Raw genomic sequence first — 15,558 nt, forward strand, 5'->3', positions numbered from 1 at the left:
ACGTTTTGCTGACGCTTTCGCTCCGCTAACGCTACGCGACATGGAAAGCGCAGCATTCCCTATAAGAAAACGCATTAATGCTCAAGCAACGTCCCTACCCCATTCCTCCTGTCTCAAATATCGAGTCTCCTGACTCCTACCCTTACTCTTGTATACTTTTTCAACAAGTCCTAATTATTAATTATTTCGGTAAACATTCAGGTATTAGCAGTTAGCTTTTTCTAGATTAGAATGCACTAATAGCTTTTTAATTAATGAAGAAAATTAGATAATCTGGTTTGAGAGTAACTTTTAATTTTGGCTCAATATTTCAATTGTAGTTTCTCTTTCAAAGATAATAAATTAATATAATAGCTGACAGCTAAGAGCAGATGGCTGAATACTTACTATAAAAGTCTAAACAAATGCCAATTATTCAGGGGTATCGTCATTAATCCTGTAACAGTAGTTCCAATTTTTTTACTAATATGAACAGTAACCAAATTAGTCAAGCAAATCAAGGATATTTAGCTAACAAATATCAAGAACAAATTCATTTGTCGGGTCATATTCAACCTCACGGCATATTATTTGTTTTAAAAGAACCGGAATTAACTATTTTACAGGTAAGCAATAATTCTTTTGAACTATTGGGCATACCTGGTGAAAATTTGCTCAATCAAAACCTAAGTGACTTTCTCAATCAAAACCAAATTGATACAGTCAAAAAAAGCTTAGAAAATAATCCTGGATTGAAAATACTCAATCCTGTTAAATTATCAGTTAAAACCAGAGATAAATCCTTAGTTTTTGATGGAACAATTCATCGTGATGAAAATAATTTAATTCTTGAGTTAGAGCAAGCTATATCTGAACAAAATATTTCGTTTTTAAACTTCTATCATTCTGTCAGAGAAGCAGCATCAAAAATGCAAGGTGCTTCTAGTTTGAAAAATTTATGTCAAATTATTGTAGAAGAAATCAGAAAAATCACAGGTTTTGACAGAGTAATGGTGTATAAATTTGATTCTCAAAATAGTGGTTCTGTAATTGCTGAAGACAAAATAGAAACCCTAGAATCACTGTTAGGATTAAATTACCCAAGTCTAGATATTCCACCCGAAGCAAGAAAAATATTTCAGGTAAATTGCCTCAGATTAATAGCAGATGTTAATTCTCAACCTGTAGAAATTTTACCCAGCAATAATCCAATTACTAACGAATCTCTTGACTTAACTTATTCTGTTTTAAGAAGTGTCTCACCTTGTCACATAGAATATTTAAAAAATATGGGAGTTGCTGCTTCCATGTCTGTATCTTTACTCAAAAATCAGAAATTATGGGGTTTAATTGCTTGTCACCATAATTCACCGAAATATGTGCCTTATGAATTAAGAGCAGCGTGCGAATTTTTAGGACAAACAATGTCTCTAGAAATGCCCGTTAGAGAAAATAATGAAGACTATAATTATCGATTGGAGTTACAGTCAGTTAAGAGTCAAATTATTGAAAATATTTCAACCGCATCAAATTTTATTGATGCCTTAGTTGAATGTCAAAATCTACTCCTAAATTTGGTCAGTGCTGAAGGAGCAGTTGTAATTTGTGGAGACCATTTTCATCTAGTAGGTAAAACTCCACCATTAATAGCTACTCAAGAATTAATTCCAGAGATAGAAGAACATTTTAACCAAGAAGTTTTTTCTACAGATTCTTTTCCTAAAGTTTATCAAAAATTCAAGAAATATAAAGATGTAGCTAGTGGTTTACTAGCACTTTCAATATCTTCAGCTCAAAAAATTTATATTTTGTGGTTTCGGCCAGAAGTTATTAGAACAGTTGATTGGGCAGGAGATCCTACACCAGTTACAGAAATAGAGTCTAATGGTAAGATTAAATTATGCCCTCGCAAATCATTTAAACTGTGGAAAGAAATTGTTAAACTAACATCTTTACCTTGGAAAAAGTGCGAAATAGATGCTGTCTTGGAACTGAGAAATGCCATGATTAAAATTGTGCTTGAACAAGTAGATAAACTAGCAAAATTAAATTCTGCATTGCAAAATTCAGAAGCAAGAGAAAAAGAAAAATCTGCTCAATTAGAACAAACATTAAGAAAGTTACAATTGACCCAAACACAATTAATCCAAACTGAAAAAATGTCTAGCTTAGGGCAGTTAGTAGCAGGCATTGCCCATGAAATTAATAACCCTGTTAATTTTATCTATGGCAATATTGAATATGCAAATAATTATTCCCATGAACTAATGAAGTTGATTAAATTATATCAACAACATTACAATCCACCTGTGGCAGAAATTGAAGCAGAAAGTGAAGAAATAGAGATAGAATTTATTCTAGAAGACTTACCTAAATTATTAAAATCTATGAAGGTAGGTACAGAGCGGATTCGTGAAATTGTCAAGTCATTACGCAATTTTTCTAGACTTGATGAAGCAGAAAAGAAGGAAGTTAATATTCATCAGGGCATAGATAGCACTTTATTGATACTTAATCATCGAATTACTCCTAAAATTGGTAAACAGATTAGTTTAATTAAGGAATATGGTCATGTTCCTCTGGTAGATTGTTATGCGAGTCAGTTAAACCAAGTATTGATGAATATTGTAGCAAATGGAATTGATGCTGTGGAAGAAGCACAAGCAAAAGGGAAATTTTCTCAATCAAATGAATCGGAAATTCCCACAATTAAAATTCAAACAGAAGTGAGAGAAAAAACATTTGTTACTATTACTATCTCTGATAATGGTATGGGTATGAAAAAAGAAGTACAGTCAAAAATATTTAACCCTTTCTTTACTACAAAACCTGTAGGTAAGGGCACTGGTATTGGGTTGGCAATTAGTTATCAAATTGTAGTAGAAAAACATGGCGGTCGTATTTTTTGTAATTCTAAATTAGGAGAAGGAACTGAGTTTGTAATTGAGATTCCTATTCAAAAGAATACTCAGAGATCTAAGACTATAGAAATTGACTATAAAAAATTTATTTGAGATTCTCTATAAAGCTATCAATCAATTTTTATTAATAATATTGGCGGAAGAAATAAGGGGATTAATCAAAATACTTTTTGAGCTGTAGATTCTCAGATAACTCTGATTTTAAAAGGTAGCGATCGCTAATAGAATTGGCAGCAAGTTTGCGGGAATTAGGCATAGCTCCAGACAAATTATACAACTTGACTAGACAAAAATCTTGGAGATTCCCTAGAAAACCATCTAGCAATTTTTATTAATAATATTAGCTGCAGAGATAAGGGGATTAATAAAAATACCTTTTGAGCTGTAGATTCTCAGATAACTCTGATTTTTAAAGGTCGCGATCGCTAATAGAATTGGCAGGAAGTTTGCGGGAATTAGGCATATATCCAGGTCAATTATACGACTTAAATATTGCTTGATAAAAATGCTATAATCTCTGTCAAACAAGGATGAAATAGCAAAATTCAATTCACTATTGTAGTTATGTCAGTCCAGTAATATGAATAATTTTCAGATAGATGCGATTGTAAAAATTGTGCTTCAACAAGGCATAGAAATAGCAAAATTAAATTCTGCATTGCAAAATTCAGAAGCAAAAGAGAGAGAAAAATCGGCTGAATTAGAAGAAACACTAAAACAATTAGAATTGACCAAAATACAATTAATTGAAAGTGAACAAAAAATATCTAGCTTAAGGCAGTTAGTAGCAGCTATTACCATTGAAATTAATAACCCTGTTACTTTTATATATGGCAACATTAAATATGTGAAGGATTATTTCCATGAACTAATGCAGTTGATTAAACTATATCAAAAACATTACAATATGCCTGTGGCAGAGATTGAGCAAGAAAGTGAAGAAAAAGAAGATATAGAATTTATTATGCAAGACCTACCTAAACTTTTTTTATTAATAATATTAGCTGTAGAAATGAGGGGATTAATAAAAATACTTTTTGAGCTGTAGATTCTCAGATGACTCTGATTTTTAAACGTCGCGATCGCTAATAGAATTGACAGCAACTTTGCGGGAATTAGGCATAGCTCCAGACCAATTATACGACTTAAATGTTGCTTGTTCAAAATGCTATAATCTTTGTCAAACAAGGATTAAATGGAAAAAATTCATACACTATTGTAGTTATGTCAGTCTAGTAATATGAATAATTTTCAGATAGATGCGATTATAAAAATTGTGCTTCAACAAGGCATAGAAATAGCAAAATTAAATTCTGCATTGCAAAATTCAGAAGCAAAAGAGAGAGAAAAAACAACTGAATTAGAAGAAACACTAAGAGAATTAAAATCGACTCAAACGCAATTAATCGAAAGTGAAAAAATGTCTAGCTTAGGGAAGTTAATACCAGATCTGGTCCATGAAATTAATAACCCTATTAATTTTATAAATGGCAACATTGTATTTACAAAAGAATATTTCAACGACCTAATACACTTGATTAAACTATATCAAAAACATTACAATCCGCCTGTGGCAGAGATTGAAAAAGAAATTGAAGAAATAGACATAGAATTTCTTGTGGAAGACCTGGCTAAAATTTTAAAATCTATGGAGGTAGGTGCAGAGTGCATTCGTGAAATTGTCTTGCCATTACGCCATTTTGGCAGACTTTGTGAAGCAGAAAAGAAACTGGTTAATATTCACGAAGGAATAGATAGCACTTTACTGATACTTAATAATCGACTTATTTCTAAACATGGAAAAGAGATTAGTATAATTAAGGAATATGGTAATGTGCCTCTGGTAGATTGTTATGTGAGTCAGTTAAACCAAGTATTTATGAATATTATCGTAAATGCAATTGATGCTCTGGAAGAAGCACAAGCAAAAGGGAAATTTTCTCAATCAAATGAATCGGAAATTCCCACAATTAAAATTAAAACAGAAGTTAAAGAAAAAACACTTGTTACTATTAGCATCTCTGATAATGGTATGGGGATGACAGAAGAAGTACAGGAACAAATATTTGACCCTTTGTTTACTACAAAACCTGTAGGTAAAGGCACTGGTATTGGGTTAACAATTAGTTATCAAATTGTGGTAGAAAAACATGGAGGTCGTATTTTTTGTAATTCTAAATTAGGAGAGGGAAGTGAGTTTGTAATTGAAATTCCTATTCAAGAGAATACTCATAAATATAAGACTCTAGAAATTGAATAGAAAAAAATTATTGGAGATTCCCTAAAAAGCCATCTAGCAATTTTTATTAATAATATTAGCTGAAGAGATGAGGGGATTAATAAAAATACTTTTTGAGCTGTAAATTCTCAGATAACTCTGATTTTCCAAGGTAGCGATCGCTTATGTTAAACTACTCAAATATAATGGAATTAGTATAGCCAAGATCATGCTTAAATCGAATTCCCCAACCCAAAAGCGTCTTCCCACAATGGAAGAATTACCCTATCAAGATGGTAAACCAGTGGATAGCGAAGTACAAGATTTAATTGCTCACTTATTAAAATCAATTTTAGCCTACATTTGGGCTAACCGTAACGATTGGTTTTTTGGTGTTGATATGGGGTGGTATTATTCTCCCGAAGAAAATGCTATTGCCCCCGATGGTTTTTTATGTCTGGGAGTAGATCGTATCAGAGGAGAAAATCTACGACTGAGCTACGTTACCTGGGAAGAAAATGGCGTGATTCCTTCCTTAGTGATAGAAGTAGTATCGAAAACTCCCGGAGGAGAATACAAGAAGAAAAAAAGAAAATATGCCCAGTATGGAGTATTGTATTATGTAATTTACGCTCCCTTGCGGGTACGAAAACCAAAATTAACTCTGTACCGTCTCAACAGAGAAGGCAAATATGAGTTGCAAGAAGAAAACCCAATGTGGATGCCAGAAATAGGTCTAGGTATAGGTACAGAAGTAGGAACTTTTCAAGGAATTACTAGGGAATGGCTGTATTGGTACGACGAACAAGGCAACCGATATTCTACTCTTGAAGAAGCTAAACAACAAGCTGAATTTCAAAGACAGCAAGCTGAATTTCAAAGACAGCAGGCTGAATTTCAAAGGCAGCAGGAGCAGGAAGCACGACTGCAAGCTGAAGCTCAAAGACAGCAAGAGCAGGAAGCACGACTGCAAGCTGAATTTCAAAGACAGCAAGAGCAGGAAGCACGACTGCAAGCTGAAGCTCAAAGACAGCAAGAGCAGGAAGCACGACTGCAAGCTGAACTGCAAACTGAAAAATTGGCAGCACGTTTGCGGAAATTAGGCATAGATCCAGATCAATTGGATTAATACGTCTTATATCATGTCCGGATAATCAGCGATCGAACTCCGTGAGCTGACGCCACAAAAAAACCTTCCGACTTTGAACTTTTGTTTCCCTTGTGCCTTGTGCTTTGTGCCTTCCTTCCTACTAAGTGTAATATTATGTCCGGATAATCAGTGATAAAAAACCTTTGAACTAATATTCCCTTCTGCTTCCCCCCTTTCAAAGGGGGGTAGGGGGGATTTCCTCTGAAGTGTAAGTATTCAACCGGACATGATATTAAATGTTCCTTGAGAAAAATGCTACAATCTAGCTTAAACAAGGATTAAATAGAAAAAGTTAATGCACTATTTTAGTTGTGTCTCTCCAGTAATATGAATAATTTTCAGAACTCAGAAGTTAGAAAAACTAATGTCAGGGTTAAATTGGATTACCAAATCAAAAAGCGTCTTCCCACTATGGAAGAATTGCCCTATAGCGATGGTAAACCAGTTGATAGCGAACTACAACTTGCAATTGCTGACTTATTAAGATCGGTTCTGGTTAACATTTGGGGTAATCGTTACGATTGGTTTTTTGGTGTCAATATGGGGTGGTATTATTCTCCCAATGAAAAAGCGATCGCTCCTCATGGTTTTTTATCTCTAGGAGTAGAGCGTATCAAAGGAGAAAATCTGCGGTTGAGTTACGTCACCTGGGAAGAAAATTGGGTAGTTCCATCCTTAGCAATAGAAGTAGTATCGAGAACTCCCGAAGAAGAATATAAGAGGAAAAAAAGAAAGTATGCCGAATACGGAGTGTTGTATTATGTAATTTACGCTCCTATGCGGGAAGGAAAACAACAATTGGCTCTGTACCGTCTCAACAGAGAAGGAAAATATGAGTTGCAAGAAGAAAACCCAATGTGGATGCCAGAAATAGGTCTAGGTATAGGTACAGAAGTAGGAACTTTTCAGGGAGTTACTAGGGAATGGCTATATTGGTACGATCAACTTGGCAACCGATATTCTAGTCCTGAAGAAACTCTACAACAAGAGCAGGAAGCACGACTGCTAGCTGAACAATGTCTAGAGCAAGCTAAATTTCAAGGACAGCAAGAGCAGGAAGCACGACTGCTAGCTGAATTTCAAAGACAGCAAGAGCCGGCAGCACGACTGCTAGCTGAACAATGTCTAGAGCAAGTTGAACAGCAAGCTGAATTGCAGCGACAGCAAGTCGAAAAAATGGCAGCACGTTTGCGGGAATTAGGCATAGATCCAGATCAATTGGATTAATACACCATCACCCGTGGTGTACAAGTAGTGATATCCTCAAAAAAGTCAAGTAGTCAAGGGAATACTATTTTTTCTTGGAAACTAGGAAATAATCGTACTTTCTATTCCCTCGATACCTGTTAAGTGTTCCCTAAATCATATCAAATCCGTTTAATTGGACATCAAAAAAATCTCCTGTCTTTGTAACTACGCTCATCTTTATGATTCTTTCTCCTCCTGACTCCTGAGTTAAGCAATAGGACTTACGCAAAGAAACCCGGTTTCTAGGATAAATCGTTGTTTTGAGCAAGAGATGTCTACGAGAAACCGGGTTTCTGGGTTCACCTGCGTAAGTCCTGAGCAATCTATAACTGTTTAACCGAATTTGATATCACTACATCTACAGGACTACCCTTTAATGATACTTGATATAAATATCTTCTTGTTTTGGATTACTAAATTTTAACTTCTGAGCTAATACATCCCGTTGATTAATCAAATAAATACTAACTAAAGTTAAACCAACTCCTACTGACTGTAATGAACTTAAAACTTCTCCCAAAAAGAAATTGCCAAACAACAAAGCAAAAATTGGAGTTAGAAAAGTTAAAGCACTCAAACTCGTAAGATTCCCAGAAGCAGCAAAATAAAAGAATAAACCATAAGCGATCGCAGTACCAAAAACAGCAGCATAACCCATAGCTATCCAACTATATTGATCAATATTAACCCACTGCTGAGACTCAAACTCTGCGGAAATAGCCAGTAATGGAACACCACCTAAAATCAAATGCCAACCAGTGGCTATAACTGGATCATTATATTTGCAAACCCAACGCACCAAAACTGTTCCTACTGCCATCGACAGAGATGCTAATAACATTAACCATTCTCCACTTTGAAACAGTGTATCTATTCCCAGAGATGCTTCTATTGTTTCCGGATGCAGTAAACTTCCGAGCCATTCATCAGGTAAACCAATTAAACTAATACCGATAACACCAATACCTAATCCTAACCAACCCCACAATCTAATTCTTTCTTGAAATAACCATAATGATAAAATAGCTACTGCTAGAGGTTGGGAGTCAATCATTACCGAACCCAAACCAGCACCTGTTCTGACTAACCCTTGAGTCAAAAACCCCTGAAACAAAGCACCATCTACTAAGGCAAACAAGAAAATCCACAACCAAGCTAATTTACCTTGTGGTTGAGGTCTTCCCTGAATCATTCCTACCAGTAACAATAATATACCTGCTGGCAATATACGCATTGCTGCCATAAAAAATGGTGTTGTCTGAGGAATAACACCTTTCATTGCTACCATTGCAGTTCCCCAGAAGAAAAAGGGGGCAATTAGTAACAGTGGCGCAAAAGGAAGTGTTGAGTTGGTCAGTTTTAGCTGCATAAATTTATTTTTGGTACTTTACTAAATTTGTTAAATTATTATTTGTAATAATAACAATATTGAACAAAAATGTGTATTTTTGTTAAAATACTAAATTGTAAAGTAAAATATAGTCAAATATCAAAATATTCATTAGTATTATTTTGCTTGACAATTTGAATTGAATATGTTATTTGCTCAATAGCTCAAAAGTCTATTACTTTTGTATTTTGACCAAGAAATGAGGTCTCACCTCTTTATAAAGTGATAAAAAAATCAAATTCAGTATTTCAACCGTCAGGCATCGGCGCTTGGTACTGATAACTGTAAGGGCGTTGCATAAGGACGTCCCTACCGATAACTGATAACTGAAATAAAAACAGCATGATTTGGCCATTTAAGCCCCGATATCGTAAACAAATTGCCCGAATAGAAATTAACGGTGTTATTGCCGGCGACACCAGAAAACGAGTATTAGAAGCACTCAAAACAGTAGAAGAAAGAAAATTTCCAGCTCTGTTACTGAGGATAGATAGTCCTGGAGGTACTGTAGCGGACTCTCAAGAAATCTATAGTGCCCTGAAAAGGTTGCAAGAGAAAGTCAAAATTGTCGCTAGCTTCGGCAATATTTCCGCCTCCGGCGGTGTTTATATTGGCATGGGTGCCCAAAATATTATGTCCAACCCTGGTACGATTACTGGCAGTATAGGGGTAATTTTGCGAGGCAACAATATAGAACGTCTTTTGGAAAGAGTAGGAGTTTCTTTTAAAGTAGTGAAATCTGGGCCGTATAAGGATATATTAGCCTTTGACCGAGAAATGACCGATCCAGAAAAGCAAATTCTCCAAGATTTAATAGATGTTAGTTATCAGCAGTTTGTCCAAACGGTGGCGGAAGCCCGAAATTTAGCTGTAGAAACTGTGAGAAGTTTTGCAGATGGTCGAATATTTACTGGACAACAAGCATTAGAGCTAGGTGTGGTAGACCGTTTAGGTACTGAGGAAGATGCTCGTAAATGGGCTTGTGAACTGGTAAATTTAGACCCAGAGAAGACCGAGAGTTGTACTTTAGAAAAACAAAAATCTTTATTAAATCGAGTTTTGGGCAATAATCAGGTATCATCAAAATTATCAGCTGCTCAAAGCTGGGTAGAATTTGAAGTTTCTACCAGTGGCTTGCCTCTGTGGCTGTATCGACCTTAAATTTAAGTACAAAATTGTTGATTGGGAGGATTTTGGCGTGGCGTGGCGAGTTCAAGCAATTCGTGGAGCAACTACAGTCTCAGAAAATTCAATAGAGGCAATTCGAGAGGCAGTTACAGAACTGCTAGATGAGCTAGAAGCAAATAATCAGATAGAACCAGAGCAAATTATTAGTACAACTTTCTCTGTGACTCGTGACTTAGATGCTATTTTTCCAGCAGCGATCGCTCGTCAACGTCCCCACTGGAATAATGTACCTTTATTAGATGTGCAACAAATGCACGTTGAGGGTAGTTTAGAACGTTGTATCAGATTTTTGATTCATGTGAATATGCCGGAAACTCACGCCCTAAAAATTGTGCATATCTATTTGCGAGGGGCGAAAAATTTGAGACCTGACTTGATAGCTAGATAGTAGAAAGTAGCTCTCTGCTGTAACTTTCTACAGAGAGCGATCGCTACATTTATAGTGGTTTTCACAAAGGTAGACTACAAAATTTCTGCCTTCTTTCTGCTTTTAAGGCGACTTACTTAGATGCCTATACTCTTTAGCAAAGGCTTCAAACTCTTCCAGATAATTGTAATTGGTTTTTGTTTTTGGTCTCCTACGGTAGATTGTCAGAGCTACATTTCACTTTTCCTGCTCTATAAAACTGATACAAAGCGTGTGCATATTTCTAGCCCTTTTTTAAACTGTATTTTTTCAGGTCCGAGAGAACTATCAAGTTATAGTTACTAAATCTATAGAAAAATATTCTTTGACTTAGTTTTAATTAAGTGTTACCTTAACGGGGTGAACTACAACACCCTCTATCCCATTGCTAAAAGCGTTTGGGACTACTTTTCTGATCGGTATTTAAACGAACATTGACATGACTCATTGTATTTGACACCAGATTATTTTTTTTAATGATAGTACGTTCTACTAACTGTATTATCCCTCCTGTAAACATTTAACGAGCTGTTCTGCAATCCTTTCTCAGTCTAAGATATTTTTAGTTGTTTTCCTATGTTTTTCTATAAAATTAATAAAACTTTACAATACTGTTTTATAACGTAAATTGTCAACTAGGTCAAAACTCTCTGGAACTACAGATTTAAGGTATTGCGACTGATATCAAAGGTTCTACACAAATGACTCTTTCGCTATCTATACTATAAGCAGATGGTATAATCAGTATTGTAAAAGGGTAAGAATTCAGAATTTAGAATTTAGAATTTAGAATTCATAAATTTGCTGGTACGGGCTTTAGTATTCTTGGAATTAAGGGTATTACAGCGCTTTTCAGTTGAGTAGACCACTAAATTCATTGTTAGGAGTCAGGAGTCAGGAGTCAGGAGTCAGGAGTTAGGAGTTAGGAGTCAGGAGTCAAGAGTTAGGAGTGAAGAGTCAGTATCATTGTGGTTTATTCATATGAAAACCGCTGTAACCCCAAAACAACTTAAATTTCCTGTAGATATTTACCTTGTGGAATAGGCATCTTGCCGTGGAATAGGCATCTTGCCTGTGCCGGTTTACACGGGACTATACCAGCGGACATGATATCACGGGGTGACAAGCACCTCAAAACCATTGTGAGATGCTTGTCACCCCGTGAGCTTCTTCATACACTGCCTAGACTTATTTCAAAACTTTTCCAATTATCACGATGTTGAATAATCCTATTGGTATTAGCAATAATTTTTAATTTTTATTTTACAAATTAGCTAAAACTTATATTCTTAAAGCTGTTCAGATTTTCGTGATTTTTTTTTGTACCTATAGATACCAAAAATAGTCATAATAATTATCTATTAATTATCGACAGTAGTTTTAAGCGTATAGGACTTTAATAGTTAGTTGTTAATTGAATTTAAGATAACCGTGAGGAGTAATGAGTCAACAAAAAACTTTATCTAAACAGATTTTACCAATTTTCCCAAAGTTAGTAGGTACATTACTAGGTTTGATGGTACTTTTACCGACACCTGGTAGAGCTAATGTTTTATTAGGAATAATTCGAGACCCAGAAAATATAGATGAATGGAATCAAATTATTATACGAATACGCGGTCTAGGTATTAGTTATGAACCTATTGATTTAAGACAAATAAATACATTAGCTGACCTATCTGGAGTTAAAGTTATCTTTTTGCCAAATATTGAGACTTTAACTAAAACTCAAGTAGAAATTATTGAAGAGTGGGTGAAGCAGGGAGGAAAATTAATAGCTAGCGGTCAAATAGGTAAAAAATCTCAGGCAGGAGTAAGGCAAAAATTGCGATCGCTCCTTGGTTCTTATTGGGCTTTTCCTTTAAGTCAACCTACTACACCGGAACCTAAATATCGTTGTTTAGATATTACTTGCCAAGAATCTACAAGTTGGGCACCAAAAGCTAACAACCAAGGTAGAGTTGCCGGTGGAGTATTAATTCCGTCAGGGTTAAACAGTACAACTGCTGCTACTTGGAAGGGAAGTTCTGGTTCTTCAGCGGTAGTGATTACTCCCGAAGTTACTTATTTTGGTTGGCACTGGGGAGATAGTACATCTGCTACTTTAGATAGTATTTGGCTGCAAGCTACTTTGAATCGTTATCAAAGTCAACCACAATTTAGTGCTGGAAATAATAATCCTTTTCCTTCAGGAAATAATAGACTGAGTGTACCTACTGCTAATAGTTCTAACCCAGTAAAAATTCAGCCTCTAACTACCCCTTCACCTAGAACTACGTCTGTAAATACTGCGGAAAATTCTAATATAAATTCAACTGTTAATACGGCTCAAAATTCAACTGTAAATCAAGAGAATATTTGGCTCAGAAGTCAGCAACAGAAGATCAGCACGGAAAAGACTCAAGCAACGGAAAGATTAGGTAATCAAAATAATAGTTTAGAAGCAAATACAACAACAGTTCCCAAAAGTAATAATGTTTGGGAAAGATTTGAACAACAGAGGGAGCAACAAAATCGCCCAACTGAAGAAAGTATTAGTGGCAAAGATACTGCTGTTAGTTCTCCTGAAAATTTAACTTCAGAAACTACTAATACTACTAATAATAATAAAAGTAGAAATATTTGGAACAGATTCCCACAACAACAAAACCGACAAAGTGAAACGGTTATTAACAAAGAAACAATTGTTAGTTCTCCTGAAAATTTAACTTCAGAGACTACTAATAATAATAAAAGTAGAAATATTTGGAACAGATTCCAACAACAAAACCGACAAAGTGAAACGGTTACTGAGAAAGATATTCCTGTTAGTGATTCTGAAAATTTAACTTCAGAGACTACTAATAATAATAAAAGTAGAAATATTTGGAACAGATTCCAACAACAAAAAGAACAACAACATCAACCGAGTGAAACTGCCAGTGAGAAAGACACAATTATTAGTTCGCGTGACAACCCTACTCCACAAACTAATAATAGAAGAAGTATTTGGAACCGGACTCAACAACAAACAAAAACAACATCATCTTCTCGCCGTAACCCCTTAGCTGCCTTACTGAGACCTCTACCTCTACCACAAATACAAGTACCAAATTCCCAAACAGATCCTTCATCAGAATCAGCACCTGCTGGTTTAGACATCAGGCAAGGAAACTATCCAATTAACAATGCTGAAGCTTATGCAATGTTAAAAGAATTAAATAACCTCCTTGGTAGATTTGAAAGTGCTTTGGTAGCAGCTCAGTCAGCAAACGTAGAAGTAAATTTGGCAGCAGATGGCAGTAGCTTAGTAGCTGCCAACAATAACAATAGTACATTTATTGCTCAAAGAAATCGAAAAATCAGTCATGCTCAACAAATAGTAACTAAAGCACGTCAGGTAATTCAAAATTTTCCCCAACAGGTAGCAGCTAAACAATACGCTACTGCTAGAAGTCAATGGCTCCAAACAAGGCAAATGCTGTGGAATAACTATCCTACTGATGGAGAAAGAGCGGGGGCTGAAATTCGAGCTGTTTGGTTAGACCGAGGAACAATTGTGAGGGCAAGGTCTGAACGAGGTTTAGCAATGGTGTTTGACCGACTTGCTGCTGCGGGGATTAATACTGTTTTTTTTGAAACTCTTAATGCTGGTTACACGATTTACCCCAGTAATATTGCTCCCAAACAGAATCCTTTGACAATTTCTTGGGACCCTCTGAAAGCAGCAGTGAAGTTGGCACAGGAAAGGAATATGGAAATACACGCTTGGATTTGGACGTTTGCAGTAGGAAACCAAGCTCATAATCGCGCTCTTGGTCAAGCGGATAGTTATTTGGGTCCGGTAATTTCTGCTCATCCTGATTGGGTGATGACTGATAATAAGGGTCGCAAAAGACATCCTAATGATGGGAAGGTTTATATGGACCCGGCGAATCCTGAAGTTAGGCAATATTTGCTGAATATAATAGATGAGATTGCTAGTCGGTATGAGGTTGATGGGATTCAGCTTGACTATATTCGCTATCCTTTTCAAGATCCTAGTCGGAATTTTTCTTATGGTTATAGTACGACAGCGCGGAATCAGTTTCGGCAGTTGTATGGGATAGATCCGATGAAAATTTCGTCAGGCGATCGCCAGAATTTGTGGAAGTGGAATGAGTTTAAGATTAATCAGGTTAATCGTTTTGTTGCTAATACTTCTAATTTTCTGAAACGGAAATATCCAAGGTTGATTCTTTCGGCGGCAGTATTTCCTTTTCCTCGCCACGAACGTTTTGATAAAATTCAGCAAGATTGGGAAAGTTGGGTTCTCAAAGGGGAGATAGATTTACTTACTCCTATGACTTATGCTTTGGATACAAATCGTTTTCAGCAAATTACCCAACCGCTGACAAATACAGGAGTATTAGGTAGCACTTTGATAACGCCAGCGGTTAAGCTTTTGAATATTCCTGAGATTGTAGCAGTTGACCAGATTCAGGCAGCACGAGATTTACCTACTGGGGGTTATATTATTTTTGCTGCGGAAAGAATTACTGGTGGTTTGCATGGATTTTTGACTCGGACTCAAGGTGCGCCAGAAAGGGGTGATAATAGAAGAGCTTCTTTAAATAGTTTTACTAAACCTGCTCATGTTGTGGAGGGTATAGTTCCTTATCGTCAACCATTTGTTGCTGCTGCAGATCGTTTTCAAGCTTTGAAAAAAGAATGGAGTTTTTTGTTAGAAAATGAGCAACTTTCTCTCACGGAATCTCAACTTGAGAGTTGGCGTCAGGAGGCAGGGGAGTTGGCATTAGTTTTGGAAAAATTGGCTGATAATCCTGATAGTAGTAATTTGAATAATGCTAGAAGAAGTCTGAGGAAATTTCAGTTAAAGTTGAGAACTGTTATGAGTGTTCATGCTAGGCAAAATGCTTATCAAGTTCAGACTTGGCAAAATCGTTTAGCTGCTTTGGAAATGTTGTTAAATTATGGGGAAAGGGTAAGGTTAAATAGTCAGAGATTTTAAGTGGAGGTTCATTAATGGATAATTGATAATTGATAATTACCTCTCCCAAAAAGGGAGAGGATTGATTC

Annotated in this window: 10 protein-coding genes; 8 read left to right on the top strand and 2 right to left on the bottom strand. The window is 35.9% G+C overall.

Annotated elements, in window-relative coordinates; genetic code table 11:
- The first annotated feature begins 467 nt into the window (after window positions 1-467).
- Window positions 468-2,993 carry an ATP-binding protein gene (locus F6K40_RS17670; RefSeq protein ID WP_293138106.1) on the top strand — a complete coding sequence of 842 codons (2,526 nt, stop codon included), beginning with the start codon at window positions 468-470 and terminating at the stop codon, window positions 2,991-2,993.
- Window positions 2,994-3,054: 61 nt separating this feature from the next.
- Here the strand turns inward: F6K40_RS17670 and F6K40_RS17675 are convergent, their stop codons facing one another.
- Entirely contained in the window at window positions 3,055-3,225 is a 171-nt protein-coding gene (locus tag F6K40_RS17675; protein WP_293138108.1) for a hypothetical protein, read from the bottom strand.
- A gap of 255 nt (window positions 3,226-3,480) precedes the next feature.
- On the opposite strand from F6K40_RS17675, the gene F6K40_RS17680 reads away from it, so the two are divergent.
- From F6K40_RS17680 to F6K40_RS17695, 4 genes are all read left to right on the top strand, one after another.
- Window positions 3,481-3,948 carry a histidine kinase dimerization/phospho-acceptor domain-containing protein gene (locus tag F6K40_RS17680; protein WP_293138110.1) on the top strand — a complete coding sequence of 156 codons (468 nt, stop codon included), beginning with the start codon at window positions 3,481-3,483 and terminating at the stop codon, window positions 3,946-3,948.
- Window positions 3,949-4,140: 192 nt separating this feature from the next.
- Window positions 4,141-5,160, top strand: coding sequence for a sensor histidine kinase (locus F6K40_RS17685; RefSeq protein WP_293138112.1), 1,020 nt, complete (start codon window positions 4,141-4,143; stop codon window positions 5,158-5,160).
- Between the two features lie 187 nt (window positions 5,161-5,347).
- Window positions 5,348-6,247 carry a Uma2 family endonuclease gene (locus F6K40_RS17690; RefSeq protein WP_293138114.1) on the top strand — a complete coding sequence of 300 codons (900 nt, stop codon included), beginning with the start codon at window positions 5,348-5,350 and terminating at the stop codon, window positions 6,245-6,247.
- A gap of 348 nt (window positions 6,248-6,595) precedes the next feature.
- Window positions 6,596-7,495, top strand: a complete 900-nt coding sequence (locus tag F6K40_RS17695; RefSeq protein WP_293138116.1) for a Uma2 family endonuclease — start codon at window positions 6,596-6,598, stop codon at window positions 7,493-7,495.
- Between the two features lie 394 nt (window positions 7,496-7,889).
- Here the strand turns inward: F6K40_RS17695 and F6K40_RS17700 are convergent, their stop codons facing one another.
- Complete coding sequence (locus F6K40_RS17700) at window positions 7,890-8,885, bottom strand: DMT family transporter (protein WP_293138118.1); 996 nt, start codon at window positions 8,883-8,885, stop codon at window positions 7,890-7,892.
- A gap of 363 nt (window positions 8,886-9,248) precedes the next feature.
- Here F6K40_RS17700 and sppA point away from each other — a divergent pair, with 363 nt between their 5' ends.
- The 3 genes from sppA (at window position 9,249) to F6K40_RS17715 (ending at window position 15,490) form a co-directional block, all read left to right on the top strand.
- A complete protein-coding gene (gene sppA / locus F6K40_RS17705; protein WP_293138120.1) occupies window positions 9,249-10,067 on the top strand; it encodes a signal peptide peptidase SppA in 819 nt (272 codons plus the stop codon).
- A gap of 37 nt (window positions 10,068-10,104) precedes the next feature.
- Window positions 10,105-10,482 (top strand): chorismate mutase, encoded by a 378-nt coding sequence (aroH, locus tag F6K40_RS17710; protein ID WP_293138150.1) that lies wholly within the window; start codon window positions 10,105-10,107, stop codon window positions 10,480-10,482.
- 1,459 nt (window positions 10,483-11,941) lie between these two features.
- The gene (locus F6K40_RS17715) at window positions 11,942-15,490 is read left to right on the top strand and encodes a family 10 glycosylhydrolase (RefSeq protein ID WP_293138122.1); all 3,549 of its coding nucleotides are present in this window, start codon (window positions 11,942-11,944) and stop codon (window positions 15,488-15,490) included.
- The last annotated feature ends 68 nt before the right edge of the window (window positions 15,491-15,558 follow it).

Source organism: Okeania sp. SIO3I5 (assembly GCF_010672085.1).
GTDB lineage: Bacteria > Cyanobacteriota > Cyanobacteriia > Cyanobacteriales > Microcoleaceae > Trichodesmium.

What these genes read in the sequence shown, in the direction of transcription:
- F6K40_RS17690 (WP_293138114.1), top strand. Translation starts at nt 5,348, where the DNA reads ATGCTTAAATCGAATTCCCCAACCCAAAAGCGTCTTCCCACAATGGAA.
- F6K40_RS17695 (WP_293138116.1), top strand. Translation starts at nt 6,596, where the DNA reads ATGAATAATTTTCAGAACTCAGAAGTTAGAAAAACTAATGTCAGGGTT.
- F6K40_RS17670 (WP_293138106.1), top strand. Translation starts at nt 468, where the DNA reads ATGAACAGTAACCAAATTAGTCAAGCAAATCAAGGATATTTAGCTAAC.
- F6K40_RS17715 (WP_293138122.1), top strand. Translation starts at nt 11,942, where the DNA reads ATGAGTCAACAAAAAACTTTATCTAAACAGATTTTACCAATTTTCCCA.
- F6K40_RS17700 (WP_293138118.1), bottom strand. Translation starts at nt 8,885, where the DNA reads ATGCAGCTAAAACTGACCAACTCAACACTTCCTTTTGCGCCACTGTTA.
- F6K40_RS17685 (WP_293138112.1), top strand. Translation starts at nt 4,141, where the DNA reads ATGAATAATTTTCAGATAGATGCGATTATAAAAATTGTGCTTCAACAA.
- F6K40_RS17680 (WP_293138110.1), top strand. Translation starts at nt 3,481, where the DNA reads ATGAATAATTTTCAGATAGATGCGATTGTAAAAATTGTGCTTCAACAA.
- sppA (WP_293138120.1), top strand. Translation starts at nt 9,249, where the DNA reads ATGATTTGGCCATTTAAGCCCCGATATCGTAAACAAATTGCCCGAATA.